This window comes from Streptomyces sp. NPDC000941 (assembly GCF_053599555.1).
In genome coordinates this window covers 77,141-98,251 of record NZ_JBSFMM010000011.1, presented here as the reverse complement: position 1 = coordinate 98,251, position 21,111 = coordinate 77,141, and the positions used below count along the sequence as shown (strand labels likewise).

Annotated in this window: 12 protein-coding genes; 1 reads left to right on the top strand and 11 read right to left on the bottom strand. The window is 70.2% G+C overall.

What is annotated here, in order from left to right; genetic code table 11:
• Positions 1-76: 76 nt before the first annotated feature.
• The 5 genes from ACWDSL_RS06810 to ACWDSL_RS06790 form a co-directional block, all read right to left on the bottom strand.
• A complete protein-coding gene (locus ACWDSL_RS06810; protein ID WP_450482435.1) occupies positions 77-6,718 on the bottom strand; it encodes a DUF3560 domain-containing protein in 6,642 nt (2,213 codons plus the stop codon).
• Positions 6,719-6,858: 140 nt separating this feature from the next.
• A complete protein-coding gene (locus ACWDSL_RS06805) occupies positions 6,859-10,779 on the bottom strand; it encodes a hypothetical protein (RefSeq protein ID WP_450482433.1) in 3,921 nt (1,306 codons plus the stop codon).
• 46 nt (positions 10,780-10,825) lie between these two features.
• On the bottom strand, positions 10,826-11,104 hold the full coding sequence (locus tag ACWDSL_RS06800) for a hypothetical protein (protein ID WP_450482431.1): 279 nt from the start codon (positions 11,102-11,104) through the stop codon (positions 10,826-10,828).
• 184 nt (positions 11,105-11,288) lie between these two features.
• Positions 11,289-11,627: a type II toxin-antitoxin system prevent-host-death family antitoxin gene (locus tag ACWDSL_RS06795; RefSeq protein ID WP_450482430.1), complete on the bottom strand. Its 339-nt coding sequence runs from the start codon at positions 11,625-11,627 to the stop codon at positions 11,289-11,291.
• Between the two features lie 350 nt (positions 11,628-11,977).
• Positions 11,978-12,520: a hypothetical protein gene (locus ACWDSL_RS06790; RefSeq protein ID WP_450482428.1), complete on the bottom strand. Its 543-nt coding sequence runs from the start codon at positions 12,518-12,520 to the stop codon at positions 11,978-11,980.
• A gap of 428 nt (positions 12,521-12,948) precedes the next feature.
• Between ACWDSL_RS06790 and ACWDSL_RS06785 the strand changes: the two genes are divergently transcribed.
• Positions 12,949-13,290 (top strand): hypothetical protein, encoded by a 342-nt coding sequence (locus ACWDSL_RS06785; protein ID WP_450482426.1) that lies wholly within the window; start codon positions 12,949-12,951, stop codon positions 13,288-13,290.
• A 162-nt stretch (positions 13,291-13,452) separates the two neighbouring features.
• Here ACWDSL_RS06785 and ACWDSL_RS06780 read toward each other — a convergent pair whose 3' ends face one another.
• From ACWDSL_RS06780 to ACWDSL_RS06755, 6 genes are all read right to left on the bottom strand, one after another.
• Positions 13,453-14,574, bottom strand: coding sequence for a hypothetical protein (locus ACWDSL_RS06780; RefSeq protein ID WP_450482424.1), 1,122 nt, complete (start codon positions 14,572-14,574; stop codon positions 13,453-13,455).
• Between the two features lie 70 nt (positions 14,575-14,644).
• On the bottom strand, positions 14,645-14,947 hold the full coding sequence (locus tag ACWDSL_RS06775) for a hypothetical protein (RefSeq protein WP_450482422.1): 303 nt from the start codon (positions 14,945-14,947) through the stop codon (positions 14,645-14,647).
• Between the two features lie 120 nt (positions 14,948-15,067).
• Positions 15,068-17,104, bottom strand: a complete 2,037-nt coding sequence (locus ACWDSL_RS06770) for an ATP-binding protein (protein ID WP_450482420.1) — start codon at positions 17,102-17,104, stop codon at positions 15,068-15,070.
• Between the two features lie 62 nt (positions 17,105-17,166).
• A complete protein-coding gene (locus ACWDSL_RS06765; protein WP_450482418.1) occupies positions 17,167-17,670 on the bottom strand; it encodes a hypothetical protein in 504 nt (167 codons plus the stop codon).
• Between the two features lie 7 nt (positions 17,671-17,677).
• On the bottom strand, positions 17,678-18,199 hold the full coding sequence (locus ACWDSL_RS06760; RefSeq protein WP_450482416.1) for a hypothetical protein: 522 nt from the start codon (positions 18,197-18,199) through the stop codon (positions 17,678-17,680).
• 608 nt (positions 18,200-18,807) lie between these two features.
• A complete protein-coding gene (locus ACWDSL_RS06755; protein ID WP_450482414.1) occupies positions 18,808-20,823 on the bottom strand; it encodes an ATP-binding protein in 2,016 nt (671 codons plus the stop codon).
• Positions 20,824-21,111: the final 288 nt, after the last annotated feature.

Sequence of the window (21,111 nt, the reverse complement as noted above, 5' to 3'; positions counted from 1 at the left end):
GGTGCCGAGGCGGCGACCCCGGTGGGGCTGAACGGGTTGCCGGGCGGGTGACGGCGGCCCGGCACGCCGTGAGGGGTTAGGCCGTCACCGCGTCCCACGCGGCGGACAGGGCGCCGAGCTCCCCGCACATGGCGTCGAAGTCGTCGCCCACCAGGTCCCCGGCGTACACCCCGGGCACCTCCACCAGCTCCGGCGCGACGGCCGGGGCCGGGGTAGGTTCCGGAGCGCGGCGGGGGGCGGGGATGAGCACGGGCCCCAGGTCGGCCGGGTGCACCGCCGTTCGTGGCCGGACCGGCGCGGCCGGGAGTGCGGGCCGTACAGGAGCGGCCTCGATCGCCTCCCGCACCGGTGCTGCCATCAGCGCCAGGTGCTGCGGCGCGGCCTCGACCGCTGCCCGTTGCGGGGCGCCCTCGATGGCCTGCCGGGGCTCGGCCGGAGCCTTGTACGGCGCCGGGGCCTCGAACCAGGCGGCAACAAGCGCCGTCAGCTCCGCGGCCTCAAGCCCGTACGTTTCCCGCACCTTCTCAAAGTGCGCGGTGAACCGCTCCCGGGTCTGCGCCAGCGCAGCCGCGGGCCACGGCCCGGCCTCCATGAACCGCGCGCTCGACTCGTAGTGCTCCCCCAGCGAAGCCAGCACCCCGGCCGGGACCGGCACCGCATCCGCGCCCTTACCGGTGTGCTCCTCGCACGCCGTGCATACCGTGCCGTCGTAGCTGTCGCGGTCGAAGCAGTTCGGGCACGACGCCGGGAACTCCTGCGCCAGCCCCGCCGACCACACACGGGCCGGAGTGATCCCCAGCTCTGCCAGCACCGGAGCAAACCGGCCGTCGTCTTTCGCCCAACGCCAGTCGACACCTTCAGTCCCGGGCCGTTCCGTCCAGTGCAGCCCGAACCGCTTGCCCCGGGTCCGCTCATCAGAGCAGATCGCCATAGCCTCAGCCCGGGTCACCCGCCACAGCGCGCGATTCGCCGACGGGCCGCCGCCCTGCGAGGTGATGAACACCAACGCCGGACCATCCACCCACGCCGCCGCGGGCTCCTCCTTCTGCTGCGTCTGCGGCTCCTCCTCGGCCTGGGCGGGCTCGAAGGCGTCCGCGTCGAGGAACAGCGCCCGCGCGCCTTCCAGCGTGGCGACCTCACGCCACGGCACACCCGGCGCCGACCCGTGCGCCTTGACGAACACCCACCCCGAACCGTCGCGCTCCCATTCCGCGGTGGCCTGCTGACCGTGCCGGTTGGGCTCCGTGCGCAGCGTGCACCGGTCACCTTCGACGGCCAGGGACGCAACCCATCGGGTCGTTTCGGTTGCCGCCAGACACAGCGCCTGCGCATCGGCGGGGGCCTTCGGCATCGTGGCTGGAACCTTCACCGGCTTCGCCTCGGCGTCCTGGCCGTCGTCGTCCTGCTCGGTCTCGGCCGGCCGCGGCTCGGCGGTAGCGACAGCCGCGGCGTCCTGGTCCTCCTCCTGCTCGTACTCGGCGGGAGTCTCCGGCTTGGGCTTGAAGTTCTGCGGCATGGCGTGCCCGCACTCCAGACACCGCCCCCGCGTCCGGCTGTAGACCGGGCGCCCCTTGGTGACGTGCTGCCCGCAGCGCCGGCACGCGGTCCGCTCGGCCTCCGGCTCCGGCTCCGCCGCATCCATGCGCGCGATATCCTCAGCAGACGCCCACCCGCGCACCGTGTCATAGGGGATGGTGTAGCCGTTGCGCGGCTTGTACCCCTCCGGCTTACGGTGCACCGCCTTACCGATCCCGCCGTGAATGTGCGGAACGGTAAGCGTCTTCTTGTTCACCCGGCACACCTCCCGCCAGGTCCCGCCGGTGTTGACGAAATCACCCTTTGCGAAGTCGTCCGGGCCCCAGATCTTGAACCCGCGGCGCTCCGCCTCGGCGATCACCTCACGCTCAAACGCCAGTTTCTCCGCGATCTCCTCCGCCTCGATCTTCAGCTCTTCCGTGTCCGATCGGGTGAACCCGCAAGCGGACTGCCCTGCCTGCCACCGCTCGTTATCGCGCTGCTCCTTCTCGAACTTCTCAATCCGCCGCAGCGTGCGCCGCGGGTCCCGCTTGAATGCCTCGAAGCTCTCCGCCGCCCGCGTCCGCAGCGCCCAGTACGCCGCCTTCTTCTCTTCCGCGATCGACCGGTGCATGTGGTTGTCCATGCGCTCGATGACCCGACGATGACCGCGCTCGGAGTAGTGCCCCACCTTGATCGGCTCGCCGGTCATGTGGTCCGCGATGGCATGCGACGCCTTCCACGCACCCTCAGACCTGGCCGAAGCGTTCCCCGCATACTCCGCGTAGCGCTCCGCCCGCGCCTCCGCCCGCTCGATCTGCTCGGCCTGCGCTTCGGCGTAGCTGCGCCGCTTGGCGTTGTCCTTGACGACGCAGACCTTCAGGCCGAGCTCCGCCCGCAGGTAGCCCGACAACTTACTGATCGTCCAGTCGTCGGCCGCGTGGTCGCGCGAGTGGTACAGCACCCATGCCTCTACCTCACGCGACCAGCGGAAGCCCATACCGCCGCGGCGGCCGTACTCCTTGCGCTTCAGGATGTCCCGAACCGCCTTCGGACGGGTGTCGCCCTCAACGCTGGTGCCGTCCGCGCGGGTGTGCCTGATGACGATGTCGGCCGCGTCCTCGTCATCAACGACAAGAGCCGCCATCTTGGCCAGGTACTCCGCGGGCGTCGTCTCGTCGCCGCCTTCGGCCCCTTCGCCGGCCGCCGCCTTACGGGCCGCCTCCGTGACGTCGTCGCCGTCCCGGTAGCCGGGAAGCGCACCCGTGTTCACCCCGAGATCAGCCGCCACACAGAACGCGCACCGGGGAACGGTGTTCTTCGCCGACCAGCGCCGCACCCCGTACAGGGTGTGAAAGTCCGTCATGCACGTGCCGTAGTCGGCCGCCTTGACCAGGTAACCGCCCACCACTCGCCCGCCGTCGCGCTCTTCGCCCTCATGCGTGCACGCAGGCCGAGAGCCCCCGGCGGGGAACTCGACGGCTGCACCGCACGAGCAGCAGCCGCCCACCATCGCAGGCGCCGCCTCCTCCGGCTGCTCCTCCCGGTCCTCCTCGGCCCGGATCTTCTCGAGCTCGGCGGCGTGACGCCACACCAAGGGGGCCCGCTTGGTGTTCTCGTCCACGTTGACCCAGTCGCCGACGACATCGCACGAGTTGCGTTCGGCGACCGCTTCGGCCTCACGGGTCGACACCCCTCCTATGGTGTCGTGTTCCTTGCGGGGCTTCCGGCCGAACTGGCCGAGCTTGGCACCTTCGCCGCACGCGCATGTAATGAAGCTGGACACCCGCCCTTCCGCGTCCCGGGTGACGTAGGCGAACGCGTACGACTGCGGGCACCCGCACCGGTACCCCGCCGTGTCCGCGTCGCTACCGCTCGCCTCGTCGCCGGCGTCGGTCGCTTCGGCCGCGGGGGCGTCCGGGTCTGCCGTCGCCCGCTGAACCAGCAGCGCGCGGCCCGCTTCGATGGCTTTGGCCAGGTCCAGGCGAAAAACGCCGTACTTGTCATCGAAGTACGAGCACAGCGGACGCCAGGCGCGGGCATTGTCGGCCGTCAGGTTGTGCGCCACGCGCCCAAGAGCGTCGGTCATCTCCTTTGTGGCGAACTTCTCCACCTCATTGCGGTTGTAGGTCCGCGTCACCTTCCGCTCATCCGGGTTCGCGCCCTCATCGATGCGTACCGACGTCGCACCCTTGCGGAACCGCCCGGCCGTGTGGCCGATGATCGCAGCGGAGAGAACGGCGAGGGCTTCAGCAGCGTCTGGCGCGTGCTCGGGCAGCACATCCCCGGCCGTGTCGTAGGTGGCCTGTTCGGCTTTCAGTGCATCCCACAGCGCCAGCTCTTCCGCCCCCGCCTCCTCGATCGTGGCGGCGGCGATGGCCTGGGTCTCCTTGCTCCGGCGGGCCTCGTCCTGCGCGGCCTGCCGCTTCGCGTCGATCTTCGCGGCGGCCTCGGCCTCACCGTCGAACAGGGCTCCGTCCGACAGAAGCCGGTAGGGCTTGCCGTCCTTGGCGTCTGCGTGCTTGGTGTCCCTGGCGGCGTGCTCCACCGCGCGGATACGGCGCGCGTTCGTCCACAGCTCCCACGCCCGCCGCCCTTCGGGGGTGAGCGCGAACGCCCGCAGCCCGGACCCGTTGGTGAACACCTTCACCAGACCGGCGCGCCACAACCCCACCATGCGCGCTTTGGAGATCTTCGCTGAAACGTCGAACTTCGTCGGGCTGACGTCATCGGCGCGGAACCCCTCGGCGGTCTCGACCACCGCCCCGCCGTCAATCCAGGCCATGGCCTGGGCCTGAGCTTCGGAGAACGCCCACGCGGCGGCCTCCTCGATCTCCTCTGGGCTCATCACGTCCGCGTCCGCCTGCGCATGCCGCGTCAGGTGATCGGCCGCCATCAGCTCCGCGTCTGCGCGGGTGTCGTACGCCTGCACCTTGTGTGCGAACTCCGTAGGTTCCCCCCACTTGTCCAGGCCCATCGACTGCGGCCCGTGACGGTCGCACTCAACCCCGAACCGGGTTTCGTTCAGGTCCAGTGCCACGGCCCGGCATGCGGGGGCGGGAGTGTAGGCGGGTACGTCCACCGCGGGCGCGTCGCCCTGCGTGATCCCGGGGTTCACGCGGTCGGAGTCCTCGGCGTTGAGCGCGTCCGTCTCACGCTGCGCCCGCTCCCGGGACGCGTCCCCATCGGGGCGGAACCGCACCGCGAACGTGTTGCAGACGGTGTCCCACACCATGAACCGGCCCGGCCCGCCTTCCGGCCGCACCTCGCACCGGTCCGCGGGGGTCTCGATGCCGTCGCTCACCTCCCCCTCCTGGTCGGCTGCGGGCTGGTCGGCTGTAACGGCAGGCTGGGGGAGGGCTTCCCCGTCGGCGTGAGCGCGGATGATGTCGCGGACGCTATCCGCGTACGGCTGGTCATTGATGACCGACGGGTTCCCGATCCGCTTCCCGTCGGGGGAGACGATCACCCACGGCCAGTCTTGGCCCTTCTCCTCCGCGATCACGTACGTCTGGCCCCGGGTGATGCCGTGCCACAGACCGTCAGTGATCTTCTTGACCGTTACGCGCCGCTTGCCCTTGCCCATCGTGAACGCTCCTCCGTGCTTGTCGCCGTGCACCGTGAGTACGACCCCGTCAAACTGCCTGTCGCATGCCGCCTGCTCCCGCTCCGACCGCTCCCGGTCGCGCTCCGCCTCGGCCGCCGCCTGCTCCGCGCGCTCCCGCTCCTGCGCCGCTTCCCGCCGCGCGTCCAGCTCCGCCCGCTCCCGCTTCTGCCTGGCGTCCTGCGCCTCGGCCCATCGCATGAGCGCATCCAGCCGCCGGCGCTCTTCTGCTCCGCCCGGAAGCGGTTCGAGGGTGTGGGACAGCTCCTTGGCCCGGTCCGAGGAAACTCGCGGCTTCTTCGCCGCCTTCCGCCGTGCTTCCTGCGCGGTCTTGTCGTCCTCGTGCAGCCCTTCCGGGAAGACCTGGCACATGCGCGCGACCTTCGCGCCGTCCTCGGTCGGCATGAGACGGCCGCGCTTTCCCTCGCCCGGCACCTGGATGAACGCGCCCGACACCAGCAGCGCGACCCGCGCGGCGGGAACCCGGCGCCCCTCGCCCTCACGCCTGCGCACGATCCCGGACGTGTCGGCGGCCAGGTCCCCGGCGACCACGGCCGCCATGACTTCAGCCACACCAGCCGACCAGTTCAACCCGGGCAGTTCATGGCGTGCCGTGTACCGATCGTGCTCCCACGCCTGTCGCTCCCTGCGGGTCTGCTCCGGCGCATGCTGGGCGGGATCAGCCGGAACGGTCTCCGCGTACCAGGCCGCCATGTCGTCGCCGTCGTCCGCGTCGCCGCCCTCCTCGCCGGCCGCCGGGTCCTCGGTAGCGACGCCGCCGGCGGCCAGCTCGGCCGCCGCCGCGTCCGCGATGATCCCGGCGCAGCGCGAAAGCTGCTCGCCGATGCCCGCCGTCCCCGCGAAAGGCAGTTCGGGCGCCTCCCACACATGCCGGGCCAGGTCCACATACGCCGCCCCCGCCAGCACCACCGCAGAGCACTTGTCCACGCCCATCGACAGCGCCTGACAAACCAGGGTCTCCGCCGTGACCGTGTCAGGGTCCCCGGCCTTGACGTCGTACGTGTCGATCACCGTGTCCGGCGTGATCAGCCCGTACAGCGCGGACAGGATCAATACCGCGTCCCCCGGCTCGGCCATCGCCTCAGCAGCCGACAGGCACGCCCGGTGATACGTCCCCGTGTAGAGCTCACGCGCCGCCGCACGCTGCACCCCCGGCGCCTTCTTCCCCGAGCACGGCACCACCAGCACCCGCGAACCGGGCAGCACCACCGCGCCCAAGGGCTGCGCGGAAGGCTCGATGACCTCACACCGCACACCGCCCCCGGCCTCCTCCCGCCCGACCACGACACACCGCGCCCCCTGGCGGTCGATTCGCCGCACCCGGAACGCGGGGCCAAGCTCCGGCGCCTTGGCCAGCGCGACGCCGGACGCGGTGCGCTGCATCTTGTACGCCCGCACCACCTGGCCCGGCCGTACCTCGTCCCAACCGGCGACCGTCCAGCCGTCGGCCAGCACGGGGGAGCCCTCACGCTCACGGCGCGAAACCTCCGCGGCGACGGCCTGGACGACCGTCCAGCGGTCGGCGACGTCAGCCAGCGCCGCGGCCTGGTTAGCGTGCGCCCCCTGCCACGTGTCCACGCTCCCGACGGCCAGCCAGGGACGGTTACCCCGCCCGCCCCGCCAGATCTGCCCGGCCCTCTGACCGTCGATGGTGACCGGCCGCCGGCCGTCCGTCCCGAGGGACCCCACCACTGGGCCCCCTGCCGCCTCCTGCGCACTCACGCCCCGGTCACTCCGTCCCAGCGGGCCGAGAGGCCCGCCAGAGCGCCCGTCAGCAAGTCGAAAGGGTCGCCTACCGGCTCACCCCCTCCGATGGACTCCAGCGCGGGCGCGGGCTCCTGCTGTGGGATGGCGGGCGCCGGGAACGCCGCGGCCACCGGCCCCGGCTCGGCCGCACGCGCAGAGTCCGCGCTGATCCCAACCGTCGGTTCCGCCGGCTTGAGGGCGCGGGCCGCCTCGGCCTTGTCAGCGTCCTCCGCCGCACACTCGAACAGGTGGCGCACCTCCGTCGCGGCGCTCTCGGCCTCGCCGGCCGCGCGCTCCATCCGCTCACACTCCGCGATGTAGTCCGCCAGGCGCCCCGCTTCCCGGTACGTCTCGGCCCCTTTGGCGTAGTGCGCCGCTTCGCGGTTGGCGCGGTTCACGTCGTCCATGGCCTCTTCGCAGAACCGGGCAGCGCTCCACACGTCCTCAGCCCGCGGCCCGTCCGCGTCGGTGACGCGCTCCGTGCACTCCTGCGCCCGTTCCACATCAGCCCGCGCTTCGGCCACGGCCATAGCGACACGGGTACGCGCCGCCGTCAGCCGTTCCACAGCCTGCGCCCATGCCTGCGCGTCCTGCCCCGATGCCTCGCGCGCGGTGCGGGCCTCCGCCTGCCCGTTGGTACCCGCGGTGATCGCCTCCGCCCGCGCGCTAGAGCGCTCCTCGGCGTAGCGGGGCTCCCACTTCAGCGACCGCTCCAAGATCTGTACGCCCTCGTAGGTCTCCTTTGCTTCCCGGTACGTCTCCCACTGGGCGGGGGCGTGCTCGGCGTACGCCGCCGGGTTCGAGTAGGCGTCGTGCGGGTACCGCGTCCACTCCGCCAGGTGCTTACGCTCGTTCACCGTGTTGTAGCCCGTGGGGTGGCGCCGCACCGCCTTGACTTCGTTGCGGAACCGCTCGATCACACGGGCCGGGCCGTGCCGGTACACATCCCGCCCGCGCGCCAAGTCCTCATCTGTCACGTGGTCAGCCACGGCCAGCGTGTACGCCAGCGCGGACGCTGCGACACGGTGACTGGCCGCCAACGACGCACACGTGTACCGCGATGGGTACGACGTCCGCCGCTCGTTATCCCCAGACTCCGACCACGCGTCATACTGCGCCACCATCGATGCGTTGATGTCCCCGTGCTCGGCGAACCAGGCAACCCACCCCCGCGTGGAGTCCTCGAACATCTGCCGCACCCTGGCGTAACCGGCCGCCGTCGGCTCGATGCCCTCAGCCGCACACCGCTTGCGCCATGCCGCCTCTTCGGCCTCCAGTTCTGCCTGCCCCGCCTCCACCACGGGCGCGCCGAGTGCTTCCCGCTCGGCCCGCACCACGGCCCCCGTGATGTGCCCCCGCAGTTCCTTGACCTGAGCACCGGCCAGCACCACAGCCCGCCGCCACGGAGCGCACCCCCGAGCGTCCTCCGCGTTCGTCTCCACCATCCACGCGGCGGCAGCGTCCACAGCCTCACGGGCCATGCGCTCTGCGGTCTTGGCTTCCGAGTAGGCCGCCGCCGCGATGTCGACCGCCCGCCGCCCGACGGGGGTGGAGCCGTCCAGTGCGTTGAAAGCGTCGCGGCACTCGGCCAGCGTGCCGGACACCTTCTCGGCGGCGTCCGTCATCTGCCGCACCCACTCCGCGGCATCGCGGCCCCATACGGTCCGGCCGGACTCCTCCCCGGCACGGTCGACCGGCGACGTCTGCGCTGCCTCTTTGATCACCTTGTAGCCATGGCTGGCCACGGATCCGGCATACCCCTTGGAGTCCTCCCACCACGCAGCCCGGTACTCCACCTCTTCGACCCCCGCGCGCACCATGACCAGCCCGGACACATCAACGGCGCGCGTCCACTTCCGGCCCGACCAAATCCGGCACACGGTCACGTCCCAACCGCTGCCCGTGGCCATGTCGTACAGCTTCCGGGCGTTCGCGGGCATCCCGTCCAGCAGGAGCGCCGCCAGGTCCTCCGCCGACTCCTCCTCCGGGGTCTCCTCCTCCGGCTCCTCCGGCATCACGTGCGACGCGTCCACGGGCACGGCCAGCCCGGCCCCGTCCGACTCCTGCCCCATGCGCGCAGCGTCCTGCCTCGACACGACGTCAGCACCACACACACCGACCGCCGCCCGCAGCTCTTCCGCTGCTTCCCGCAGTTCGTCAGCGTCCCGCACGTACCCGAATTCGGCCTTGTCCTCCGCCGCTTCCCACGATCGCGCGGGCTCACCCCAAGACGCACGGTCGGCTCGGCGCTCCAACGCGATAGCGACGCGTTCGGCCTCCTCCTCCTCATGCCGCGCCATGGCGTACGCCGCGGCGGCATGGTTGATCTTCCCGGGCACGGCTGTGAACGCACGGGCGATCACGGCGGCGGGAACGTCCAGCTTCCGCGCCATGCACTCCGCGCAGTCCTGCCACGTGTAGGGCGCCCCCATGCCGTCCGCCAGCATCACGGGCCGGTAGGTCTGGCAACCGGCGCAACCGGCACCCCAGCATTCACGGTCGCAGTGGCCCCAGCACGTTTCCGCGTATCCGGCAAACCAGACCTGAGCGTCGTCCCCCTTGGGGGTGATCACCGGCACAGACACCCCGTCGGCAGCGTCCGTGACGAACTGCGCGGGCACCGTGCCGACCCCGGGAAGGACGACGGTTTCCGGGGCCGCAGGGTCGACCGGCGCGTCTGCCGCCGCGCACTCCGCGGCACCCTCCGCCGCCGCGTGCCCCGCCGGAACCTCGGCCCCTTGAGGGGCGGCAACGTCGTCCCCTTCGCTGATCATGGCGACTGGTGCCACGTCGGCCACGTCAACCGCCGCCGCAAGATCACCGCGCTGAACCTGTACGGCCGTCAGACGGATCACTGTACGACCCAGACCGGTCAGGTCCTCCGCAGCTTCAAACAGGGCATCAGCGGTCACGTCGCACAGGTAATCGTGCGCGTCCTCAGCGTCCGCCCGCTCGTCGTCAGCATCAGAGTCCGCCCACGCAGCCTCACGCGCGCTTGCCTCAGCTTCCTTGACGCACTCCCCGAGTGCCTTGGCGAACTCCACACACTCACGAGCGGCGTACTCGCAATCTTCGGGGAGCGGCAGCAACCCCCAAGCACGCTCGAAAGCTTCGCTGAACGTGTGCATAAGGTCGTCACGCACGCGCCGAGCCTCGACAAGGGTCTCCCGCGCGGATTCCGCCTCAGACTCCGCAACGTCCGCCGCCACCTCCGCAGCGTCCGCTGCCTCTACCTCGGGCGCGTCCTCATGACCGGCCGCAACCCACACACCGAACGCGCGCCGGTACTCCGCCGTGCTCGGGGTGTGCCCCCACATGGTCGCTTCCAGTCGGGACAGTTCCGCAGCGTGCACCGCTTCCGCAGCGTCCGCCACACCGCGCGCCAGCTCCGCCGACTCCCGCGCCGAGCGAGCGCACTCGTCCGCCCGCTTTACCGCATCCTCAACGGCTGTGACCCGCTTGACCGCGCGGTCATGCGCGCGGGTGGCCTTGTCTCGCGCCGCGTACGCCGTACGTCGGTCTTCTTCAGTCAACACCGGCCCGTTGTCGGCCGCTTCTGCTTCAGCGTCCAGACCATCCGCCGCGGGTGCCTCGGGCGCAGCTTCGGGCGCGCGCTCCGGAGTCTCCTCCGCCGGTGCGACAGTGTCACGGTTCGCCCGAACCCAACGGGTGATGGCGCCGGCCGTCTTGTATGCCTTGTCGATGAACCGTCCGTCAACGGTCACGACGTGGAAACGGCGCTTCATGTTGCCGTGGAAGTCGCGCCCGTCCCGGGACGCGCAGAAAGCGAGCACATTGTTCTCGTCCCATACCGGGGTCGCGTCGTAGAGCTTGTGCTCGCGCAGCGTGTCCGACACGGCGCGCTGATGGGCGGGGGCAACACCCTGGAACACGGGGAGATCTCCAATCGAGGAAAGGGCCGGCTGCGTGAGGGGGTGCTTAGGCGTAGGCGGGGGAGTGCGCGCCTCGAAATGGGGCGCGCATGCGTTCCCATGCGGCACGGATGGCCGCTCGTACGGACCGGCGGACAGGGGTAGCCGGGGCGGCGGGAACGGTGGCTCCGGTGAGGGCAGCCACGTACCGGGCCATGTTCCGGTAGCCGGCCGCTTCGTCGGCTCCGTATTCCTCGCGCACGTCGGCCATGACGGAGGCCACTTCAGCGCGCAGTGCGGAAAGGTCCGCCATGACGTCTGCGTAGGTGCGCTCCGTCGTGTCCATCGCTGCTGTCCTCCGTGGTTGGCGTCAGGTGGTACGCCTTGAAGCTAACCCTGAATCGCGTAAGGTACGCGATTCAGGGTGTGATCTTTATCGATCCGTTATCTACGAGGGATGGAGGGGCCCAAACAGCAACGTGCCCCCGGCCGGTGTGGCCGGGGGCACGCGACGACTCAGACGCTGGCTATCAGGTGGCGAATCGCTCCGCGGGAACAACGGCAGCGATCAACGCTCCCCGCTTCGTAAGGAGAGCGGCGCGCTGCTGTTCGCGCACCTCCTGAATGATCTGCCCCATGGTGTGCTTTGCCTTGGTCAAGGTGAGCCGCTGTTCCCCGCCGGAAAGCGCGCCGTTTTCGATCACGCTCTCGGCGTACTGGGTCGCGCTGATGATCACGACGGCCGGCCGGGCGTTGCGGCTGATGTGCTGGGGGCGCCCCTCGCTCGCAGACTTGATCCGCTGAGGGAAGTCGCGGTTGAGGTCAGTGGCGGTGATCCGGTCGCCGGCGGGGAGTGGTGTCGCACTCATACCGCATACGGTACGCGATTGAGCCGGGCAGGCTGTCGCCCGGCTACACGCGCGTAAGTAAGGGCCCGCGCCGCCTGAGACCCCCGAAACCGGGGGGTAAAAAAATGATGCGTCTGATGCGTCGATGCAGGTCGGAAGCGTCCCTGTGATGCTCCGAGGGCCGTCGCATCGACGCATCGCCTGGCTTCCCGCGGCCGCATCCTGCCGCATCAGGGCCAGGTCCTGACGCATCATGACGCGACGTTGGGGCATCGTTGCCGCATCAGCGGTCCCGGTTCTCCGTCCGGCGGGCGGGCTTGTCGACGGGCGGTTCTGCAGGGTGGCGGCCAGCTGGCGAAGCTGAGGAGCGGTCATCGGTTCGCCTCCTCGGCGGCGGCGTTGGCGGCGAGGAATGCGCCGGCCTCGGCGGCGGCCGCCTCGCTGGTCGCGTGCCGGGCGTCGTCAGACTTGGCACTGACGCCGTTGGCGCCCTGGGCGGTCCAGGCCCAGCTCCTGGTTTCCCGGTCGTAGATGACCCGGCCGGTTCCTCCGGCGGTCTCTATGTCGACGGGGGAGACGTCCTTGGAGGCGGCTCCGGGCCAGCGTTTGGTGGCGGCCTGGCGGGAGATCCCGGCGGCGTCGCCGAGCTGGGCGTAGCTCGCGCCGAAGATCCCCGCAGTACGGGCCCAGCGTTCGCCGAGCTGCTGCGCGAGCGGGTCGAGCTCCCGGAGGGCCCGGAGCATGGCCAGCTGCCATTCTGCGGTGCTCATGCATGTTGCCCAGCGGGGGTCCTCCTCGGACAGGCCGCCGTACGGGACGCTGATCTTGTCCGCGAGCGCGGTCACCGCGTCCACCACGGCGTCGTGGAGGTCCTGGAGTTGCTCGGACTTCGGGTCCCGGTACACATCAGCCATACCGCAACCGTAGTTGCGCGCAACCTAGGTTGCCATCTCTTCGCCGGGGTTGGCATATGCCGATTCGCTGCCCTCGGTGAACTGGAGCTGGCTTGGACTGCGTAGCCGCGCGAGAAGCAGTGATGCGCCGATCCTCGATAGCCGCATCTCAGTAAGGACAGTGTGAGCAGTGGATCCAGGAGGGTACGGAGCATCAGTGCAGTCAGTACCTGCAGGGAGGTCTGTTCTCACAGTGCTGACAGTTCAATCAGGAGAGTCCGTGCTTGCAGTGCAGGCAGTGACCACAGGATCATCCGTGCCCGCAGTATGAGCAGTTCTCCCAGGATGGTCCGTGCTCACCGTGTGGGCAGTGGCTGCAGGGAGATACGTGTTCGCAGTGCGGGCAGTGCCTCCAGTAATGTCCTGGTCATGCCTATACAGATCATCCGATGGACGGAGGCCGCTGCATGACCTCAGCAGATCACCAGCAGACGGATGCGGCGGCCACTGAAGCAGCACAGCCGGCCACTCCCAAGCCGATCCGGACCACGCTCGATCTCCCGCCCGACATGAACCGGGCCTTGAGGCAGTGGTGCGGTCTGGCAGCGGCTCAGGCAGATGTTGCCACGGTGCCGATGGTGACGGTGCTGCGGCTCCTGGTCGAGGTGCTTCTGGAGGGTGAGCCGAAGGACGATGTGCTGCGCGATGCCGAATTGCAGCAGCGGTTGCACCGGGCCGTCGTCCGGGGCGTCGTACGGGTGCATGATCCAGAGCGGCACAACGGAGCCTGACCGCGCTTCCCGGACCATGCCGGCTCCAGCCTGACGCGAACGCCGAGGCGTCGGCGGCCGCCGCGGATCGTCTTGAACCGGCCCAACGCAGTGATGGGGCCCGGGGCTGCGGCCCCGGGCCCCATCACTGCGAGGTCCCTGAAGGAGAGTTCGGGCGAGCGGTTACTCGTCTTTCCCGCCGCCGGGCTTCTTCGGCTCCCGCGGCCCGTGGGTGGTGATCCCCTCCGTCATCCGGTTCGGCGGTTTCGATCCGTTGGCGCCCTTCCGGGTGCCGGCGTCCCCTGTGGTGCTGCTGCCGGTCCGGCCGCTGTGGGTGGTGATGCCGCTCTGTACTCCCTGGGCGGTGCTGGCCGTGGCTGGGCGGCCGCCGAGGCCGACGGTCCGTGCACTCTGCCGGGCTACTTTCACCGCGTCGCCCATTCCTGGTGCCCTGGCGATGATGTAGATCGAGGCGCCGAGCGCGATGACGGTGATGCCCAGCCCCAGGACGACGGCGCTGGTGTCCTCTGATTTCTCCAGGGCGGCGGACAGGCCGAGGGTGATGGCGATGGTCGGCTCGATCGCAATCAGGGCGAGCATGAAGCCGGCCCAGCGCCTCACCTTGCCCCACAGGTCTTTGTCGACCAGACCCGCGTACACGACCACGCCCAGGAGCGCTCCGACGTACAGGGCCAGCGCACGGATGACGAGCAGCAGCCACAAGGCGCCACACAGCGCGATGGTGGCGGCCGACACGACCAGGAGCATCAGCGCGCCCCCGCCGACCTTCCCGGCCGCCAGGTCGGCGCCGAGCTTGTCGAATGTTCCTCCCGTGTCGCCGTTGAATGCTTCGACCAGTGCGTCGGTGACTGCGCTGGTGGCGCCGATGACGGTGTACAAGATCAAAGGAGTGAACGCGGAGGCCGCGACTGCGATCCACAGCAGGCTGATGGCCTCTCCGAATGCGGTCGCCAGCGGCACGCCCCTCACGGCGCGCTTGACGACCGCGAGCAGCCACAGGATGAGCGTGAGGATGGTGGAGGCGGCGAACACCAGGGCGTACTGCTTCAGAAAGCCCTCGTTGGTGAAGTCGACCGCTTTGTCGTCCGTGAGGACCTTGCCGAGCTGCTTGGCCGTCCAGTCCGCGGCGCGCGCACATTCCCTGGCCAGGTTCATCAGCGGGTCGATGCTCTCGGGCGGCTGCCCGCCTCCGCCACCGCCTTCGCTGCCCTGCTCGCAGGCCGTCTTGATACCGCCCGCCAGGTCCTTGCAGTCTTCAGGGTCAGGCGGAGCAGCAGGCAGCATCAGACCTCCCCCCAGGGCGTATACAGCTGTGGCGTGCACGTGGGTCCCTCCCCGTCCGAACGGTGTCGCGTCAGTACATAGTCTGGCGGGCGCGCCGCAGGTGGCGCGCCGCGGTAGTAGCAGATTGGCCAGCTTGGTGCAGGGCGCCAATCGCCTGATCAGTACGGGGTTCGCTGCGGCCCAACTCCCCGAGCGCGGCCGCCAGCTGCTGCGTGGCGATGGCCATCGCTTCGGCGATCCGCATGACGTCGTCGGTCGTAGTGGCGATGGTGTGGAGGTGGGTCCACTGGGCGCGGCCAGTTTGTACGTCGTTTGCGAGCCGGGCCAGGGCGTCGGCGGCAACGCGGGCGTGCTGGGCTGGATTCTGAGCCACCACGGGCCGGCTCCTCCGGGTTGCGTCACGTCGGGTCGGGATCGGTTGTGCGGGCGTCGCGCCTTGGTCTGGGTGGAGGCTTTGGTACGCCATGGAACGACGCTGCCATACCAGGGCTGTTCACGACAGAGCGCGCTGGATGTCTGCCAGCCGGTAGATGGCTGGGCGCTTGGGGTCCACCTCGTGATTGAGCCGGGTGGATTGGATGTCCAGTTCGGCTTGGCGCAGGTGGGACTGAATGGTGCGGCCCACCATGAGGAGCCTGTTGGGCCGTCCGTCCCACTTGCCCCAGGTGGCCGGGTCGGCGGCCGTGAAATGGTCGGCGAGCTGCGTGAGCGTCAGATGCTCGGGGTTGCCGTGCGCGGCGAACGCCTTCAGGAGCAGGCGGAGGATCTGAGGGGCATCGGCCGGCAGCGTGGCGATGAGCGCTGGTGTCTCCAGCCGGGGCAGGCCGGCCGCCAGGCGTTCGCGGGCGCGCCGGTCGGCCTCGGCCGGCGGCAGGGGCGAGACGTAGCGGAGCATCGGATGCCGGTGGCGGGGGGTGATGCAGTAGAAGCGGCCGGCGTCGGCGGGGAAGTTCTTTTCTGGGCTGGGTACCAGCAGGTGCGGGAGCCAGCCTTGAGAGATCGCGTCGGCCCGGCCGATCGTGACCGGGACGTCCGCGGCGCGGCAGGGCATCAGGATGCGGACCCCGAACGCGTCGGCGATGGCGTCGCCGAGGACTGCGCTGGTGGCGTCCTGGGTGAGGATGACGAGCGTGACCATGGCCTCGCGCCCGGTCCGCAGGATGTCGATCGCTGCTTCTTTCCCGCCGCTGGTGAGCATCGTGTACTCGTCGATCACCACGATGACCGCCGGGGCGTCGGGCGTGGGCTCCCACATGTCCTGGATAGGGGGCATGGACGCGACGCGCTGTCTCACTCGCTCGAGCAGCGACTTGAGAACAGCTTCCGCCTCTTCGGGGGTGCGTGCGGTCAGGACGGCCATGGGGCCCAGGGCTTTCAGGCCGCGTTTGACCGGGTCGACGTCCACGATGACCGCGTCGCGGCAGGCGGTGACGTACTCGGCGATGGCCTGCACCATCGCGGTTTTACCGCTGCCGGTGTCCCCCACGACGATCACGTGCTGCCCGGCGAGCACCACCGGGGTGGTCTCGCCCTCGATGGACAGGCCGAGGCTGACCGGCTGGGTGATGCTGCACGATGCCGGGGCCCGCTCGGGGTAAGGCAGCGGCGTGGCGAACGGGTCGCTGGTCAGGATCCGCAGGGTGATGTCCGCGCTGTCCTCGGTGTTGGTGAGCTGGGCCAGCAGCCGGTTCGGGCCGACGCGCAGTGTGGTGGCCACCCCGGGCAGGAGCCGGACCAGATCGCCGAGCGTGCCGCCCGACAGCACCAGGCGCACCGACCATCCCCAGTCGGTCTCCGCGGGCACCGTCACCTCGGCGATCTGCGCCCGTTCCTTGCGCAGCGCCAGGCGTATGGCTTCCTGTGTCCGTTTCGGGTCGCGGCCGGCTTCCCGGATGGGGAACGGCTCGGGCTCCGGCTCGGGATCCTGCGTCAGTTCCGTATGGGCGGGGGGTGCGGGTGGTACGAAGAGCAGCTTGGGGACGGGTGGCCGGCGGCGGGTGGGGCGGCGGCCCTGCGTCCACACGAGCACGATGAACGCGGCGGCGGCCAGGGCGGTGACGATGAAGCCGGCGAGCGCCGAGATCCACCACAAGCCGACCCACAGCACTGGGAGCACCACGATCCAGGCCACGGCCGCGAGGTGGCGGCGGGAGCGGACCTGACCGCGTCCGATCTGCAGCATGCTCTCGGTGACTTCGAGGTGGCGGAACTCTTCCTGCCCGATGCGGATCTGCAGTTGGGCCCACTGCATCATCCGGTACGAGATCATCGGGGAGGCACCCATGCTGCCGAAGCCGTACCCGCCGTAGCCGTGGCCGCGGCTGCGTTTTTGCTGCTGGATGCGCTGCATCTGCATGTAGGTCTGCTGCCGCTGCTGCTGCTGCAGCAGGGTGATGTTCTGCTTGACCTCGGCGTTGACCCGCTGCTGTAGCTGCCGCCACAGGCGGTACTGGTCGTTGAGGATCCGGTGCGCGATGTGCGTGTCCGCCAGGTCCTCGGCCCGCCACCAGCGGCCCCACTCGGAACGCATGTGGCGCAGTCCGCCGGCGATCCCTCCCCCGCCCCCGCCCGACATGCCGTTTCTCCCTGTTCTCAGATGCTGGTGGTGAGGATGTCGCCGACTGTGTTGCCGCTGGTCCTGATCAGGCCGAGGGCCATGCCGACGAGGCCAGCCGAGGCGCCGAGGAAAACGCCGACCAGCGCGCCGCGGGCGACGGGTTCTTTGAGGTCGGCGCGGCCCGACTTGATCAGCCCTGCGTAGAGCGCGAGCAGGCACAGTCCGGCGATCGCGCCGCTCACTCCGACCTTTTCACCGCCGGTCAGCGACGGCTTGTGCTCCCCTGTCTTGACGACAGTCCCCGTGGCGCCCTCGAGGGCGTACTGCCCGACGCCGTCACCGAGGGCTGCGGCGGCGCCGCCCATCACGCCCAGGATCCCGCCGCCCAGAAAGAGCAGCGCAGCCAGGGCGACCCCTGCGAAAAAGTGGATCTTTGGGGTGGGGTCACCTCCGCGCCACCGGCCAAGTTGATAAAACAAGATCACAAGGCCGAGGGCGACCGCGCCGATTCCGCCGGCGGCGGCTCCCGTGTCGTTCATGATCAGATCACGCTCCTGTCAGGAAATGGATCACGGCGCGCCCGATCAGGCGCATGAGGGCGATGGCGACGGACCACGCGAACACGGCCACGATCAGACGCAGCAGATAGCCGGTGTACTGGACGCGCCAGAACCGCCCGACGAGCCGGCCGAGGCCCTGCAGCACGGCGCGAAGCACGTCCATCAGCACGCCGCCGAGCGCACCGCCGAGAGGGGTGACCATGACCAGGCCGAGGACCAGGAAAAACATCAACGGCCAGCCCAGCAGAGCGAGCGGCCCGCCCTCGGCCAGGGAACGCGCCATGGCCTCCGCAAGGCTGTCGTCGCCCCACGTCACCAGCGTCGCGAGCAAGAGGCCGGGCACGTTGTATTTCAGGCGCATCCAGCGGATGTCCAGGCCGCGCTTTTGCGCCGCGGCGTGGGCGTTGGGCAGGTGGGCGGCCACAGTCTCGCCGATGGTGACGCCGATCTCCTGCCCGATCTCGTGTGCGGTGTGCAGCGTGGGGTCGGGTATCGCCGGCGTCTCCACCCACTCATTGCGCGCTTCATCCCAGCGCCACTGCGGGTGACTTTTGGCGTGGGCAGGGTCGGCGCCAACACCTCCGCCTGGCGGGGGTGTTGTGGGAGGTGGAGGGGGTGGTGGAGGTCCGGGCGGCTGCGCGGGAAGCTGCCACCACTCCAGTTCTGGCCCTGATGCCGCCCCTGCCTCCGATCCCGGCCCTGCCCCCGGCTCCGGTCCTGGCCCCGGTTCTGGGGTGTCAGGGCCGGGGGCGGGAGGGGCATCACCTCCCGCGAGTGCCGCCTCGGGCGGGGGCGGCTCCATGCGCGGAGCGGGAACTTCTGGCGGCAGCGGCTGACGCACCGAGCCCGCGTCCGGCTCCAGGCCGTCACCTATCTCCCCGTTGGCCATTCCGCCGCGCCTTCCCTCGCGTGGGGGCGCCCGCCGCTTTTGCAGCGTGCGGCGCCCGTTGTGTCGATCACCGGTAGCAATCTAAGCCGCACTCGCCGCAATGAGCACAGCGGCGTACCTGGTAACTCTGCTGTTTCTCCAGCGCATTGGACACTTCGAAGCATCAACCGCCCAGTACCAGGGCGGACGTGAACAATGGGCTGGAAACAGGATGGATGTGGACAGCCCTAGTCGGTGATCTTGGTCAGGATAGGTGGTGTCCGCTCCCCGCTCACTCGCGTCACCGAGATCACAGCGTGCCCCACCGGCAACTCGTTCGCGAGATCGCTCGCAGACCAGCGCTGGCGCTGCTCGCTGCGCACGGTGACGCTCTCGCGCGTCGGGGCCTTGCCGGTCGTCAGGCGCCGCAGACCGTGCACGACGCGGGCCATCGGCTCGTCGGGGCGGATCTCGTGATTGGTCACCGTCCGGGTCTCCACCCATTCCACGCCCCATGCCTCCGCGAAATGGCCACCGTCCCAGGGCGTCACACCAGCGCACACCATGCGGCAACCCACCGCTCCCAGCAGCGCGCCGCGCAGGTGCTCGGGCACGTCACTCAGGGCAGGCAGTGCGAGCATGACTCCAGCATGCGCAGAGCGCAGGCGCTGGAGGCTGCGCAGAGACTGCGGGGTGATCGTCTGCGCGGCATCGTCCAGCACCAGGAGCGCGAACCGGTCCTGGGTCCGGCGGGCAGCGGCGCAGTGGGCGAACTGCGCGAGCACCAGGCGCGCGATGATGTGCGACGCCTCCGCATGGGTGCGCTCCGGCAGATCGATACGGATGCGCAGGGGGTGCTCAAGCGCCTGGAGTGAGAAGGGCCGGTATGCCTCCTCCCCCGGTCCGGGGGTGCCCCCGGGGCGCGCCAGCAGCTCGGGGGTGAAGAACCCGTCGAACGCCGGCCGGTCCAGGAGGGCGACGCGCTCGGCCAGCAGGGCGGTGATGCCTGCGGGCTGCGCGGCCTGACGCATGTACGCGTCCAGGTCCCGCACCTGGGCATCGAACCGATCCTTCAGCAACTGGTCGCGGAGCGCGTCCAGATGCGGGGGCGAGCCGTCCAGCAGGTCTCTCAGGTCCCGGACAGCGGGAAACCCGCCGTACGCTGCGCGGTAGGGGCCGAGCAGCTGCGCGAGCACAGTGGCTGCCCGCCGACTGTCGCCGCCGGGCAGCAAGGTGGCCTCATCACCCACCAGGGCCTCGGCGACCATCCCCGCCGCCTCGTCCGGGTCGACGGCGCCGCCGTAGAGGTCCAGCCCATGCGTCGAGTCCGGACGGCCGGGCCGGATCACCACATCGAAAGCATTGTCCGGGACCAGCCCGGTGCCCGAAGCGGTGACACAGACGACGGCCGCCTGCCCGGTCAGCGCCTGCAGACACAAGGACTCCACCACGGGGCGCACCAGCCGGGCGGAGACGAAGGCGGGAGGGCCGACGGCAAGCACGGACGTGCCCAGCACGCCGGGGTCGACGGCAAGGCCGACGCCCCGGTACTCGTAGGGGTTTCGCTCGCTCGTGGCGGCGATGCCGAGGCGGACCTGGCGCAGTGTGAGGTCATGATGCGCCGTACGGGACTGTAGATCCCGGGCGCCGGAGCCGTGGGGCCAGGCGGCCGCGCCGTGCTCCCGTACGGCCAGCACAAACTCGGCCAGCCCCTCGGGGCGGCCCTGGACCGAGGCCCACACGCGCGTGATCCGCGCGTAGTCGACGTCGTTCATCCGGCCTGCCCGCGCCTCGTCCGCGAGCCGTTCGGCCGCCTCGCCAGCGCCGCCGGCCCGTAGTTGGGGCCATGCGGCGGGGTCCTTGTCGGGCGTGGGAGGCGGCTGGTGACGAGGCCGGGGCGGGGCGCCGGGGGGCTGACCTCGCCGCTGCGCCCATGCGATCACCCGGCGAGCGGCCTCCAGCCACCGGCCCAAGCGCGCGAAAAACAGATAGACCGCGCCCATGACCAGGTACGTATAGACCTTGGCGAAGAAAATCCATACTTCGCTGCCGTACTGGGACCGGGGGACGATCGCGAGGTACGGCCACTGCCAGTACCACCCCAGGTACCCGTTCGACAGCAGGCCCCACGTGATCCACGCGCCAAAGCCCGTCGCCACCACGCCGACAGCGATCTGGCGGGTAGGGACCCGCTCCGGGTCCACCGGTTCACGCGGCACATGACCGCACCGCCAAATGCCCGGCCCGGCGTCGGGTCGGGGCATTCGCAGCCAGCCCACCAGGGGCGCCTCGGGCGCCTGTTCCGGTTGGGGCGGCGTCCCGGCGGCCGCCGGCTGCCCCGCGAGTCGTGGTGGCGGTACCGCGCCTGCACCGTGCTGCCGCGGGTCATCATCTGGCTGTGCCGGTCCCCGGGTCCCCTCCACGCTCCGCTTCTCCCCTAAGCCGATCCACGCCTTCGTCCGAACCGCTAAACCTACCGGTCAGCTACCAGCCAGTTGCAACGATTTCGGATCAGTCGGGGGTATGCGTGCCCGACGGCTGCGTCACCTGGC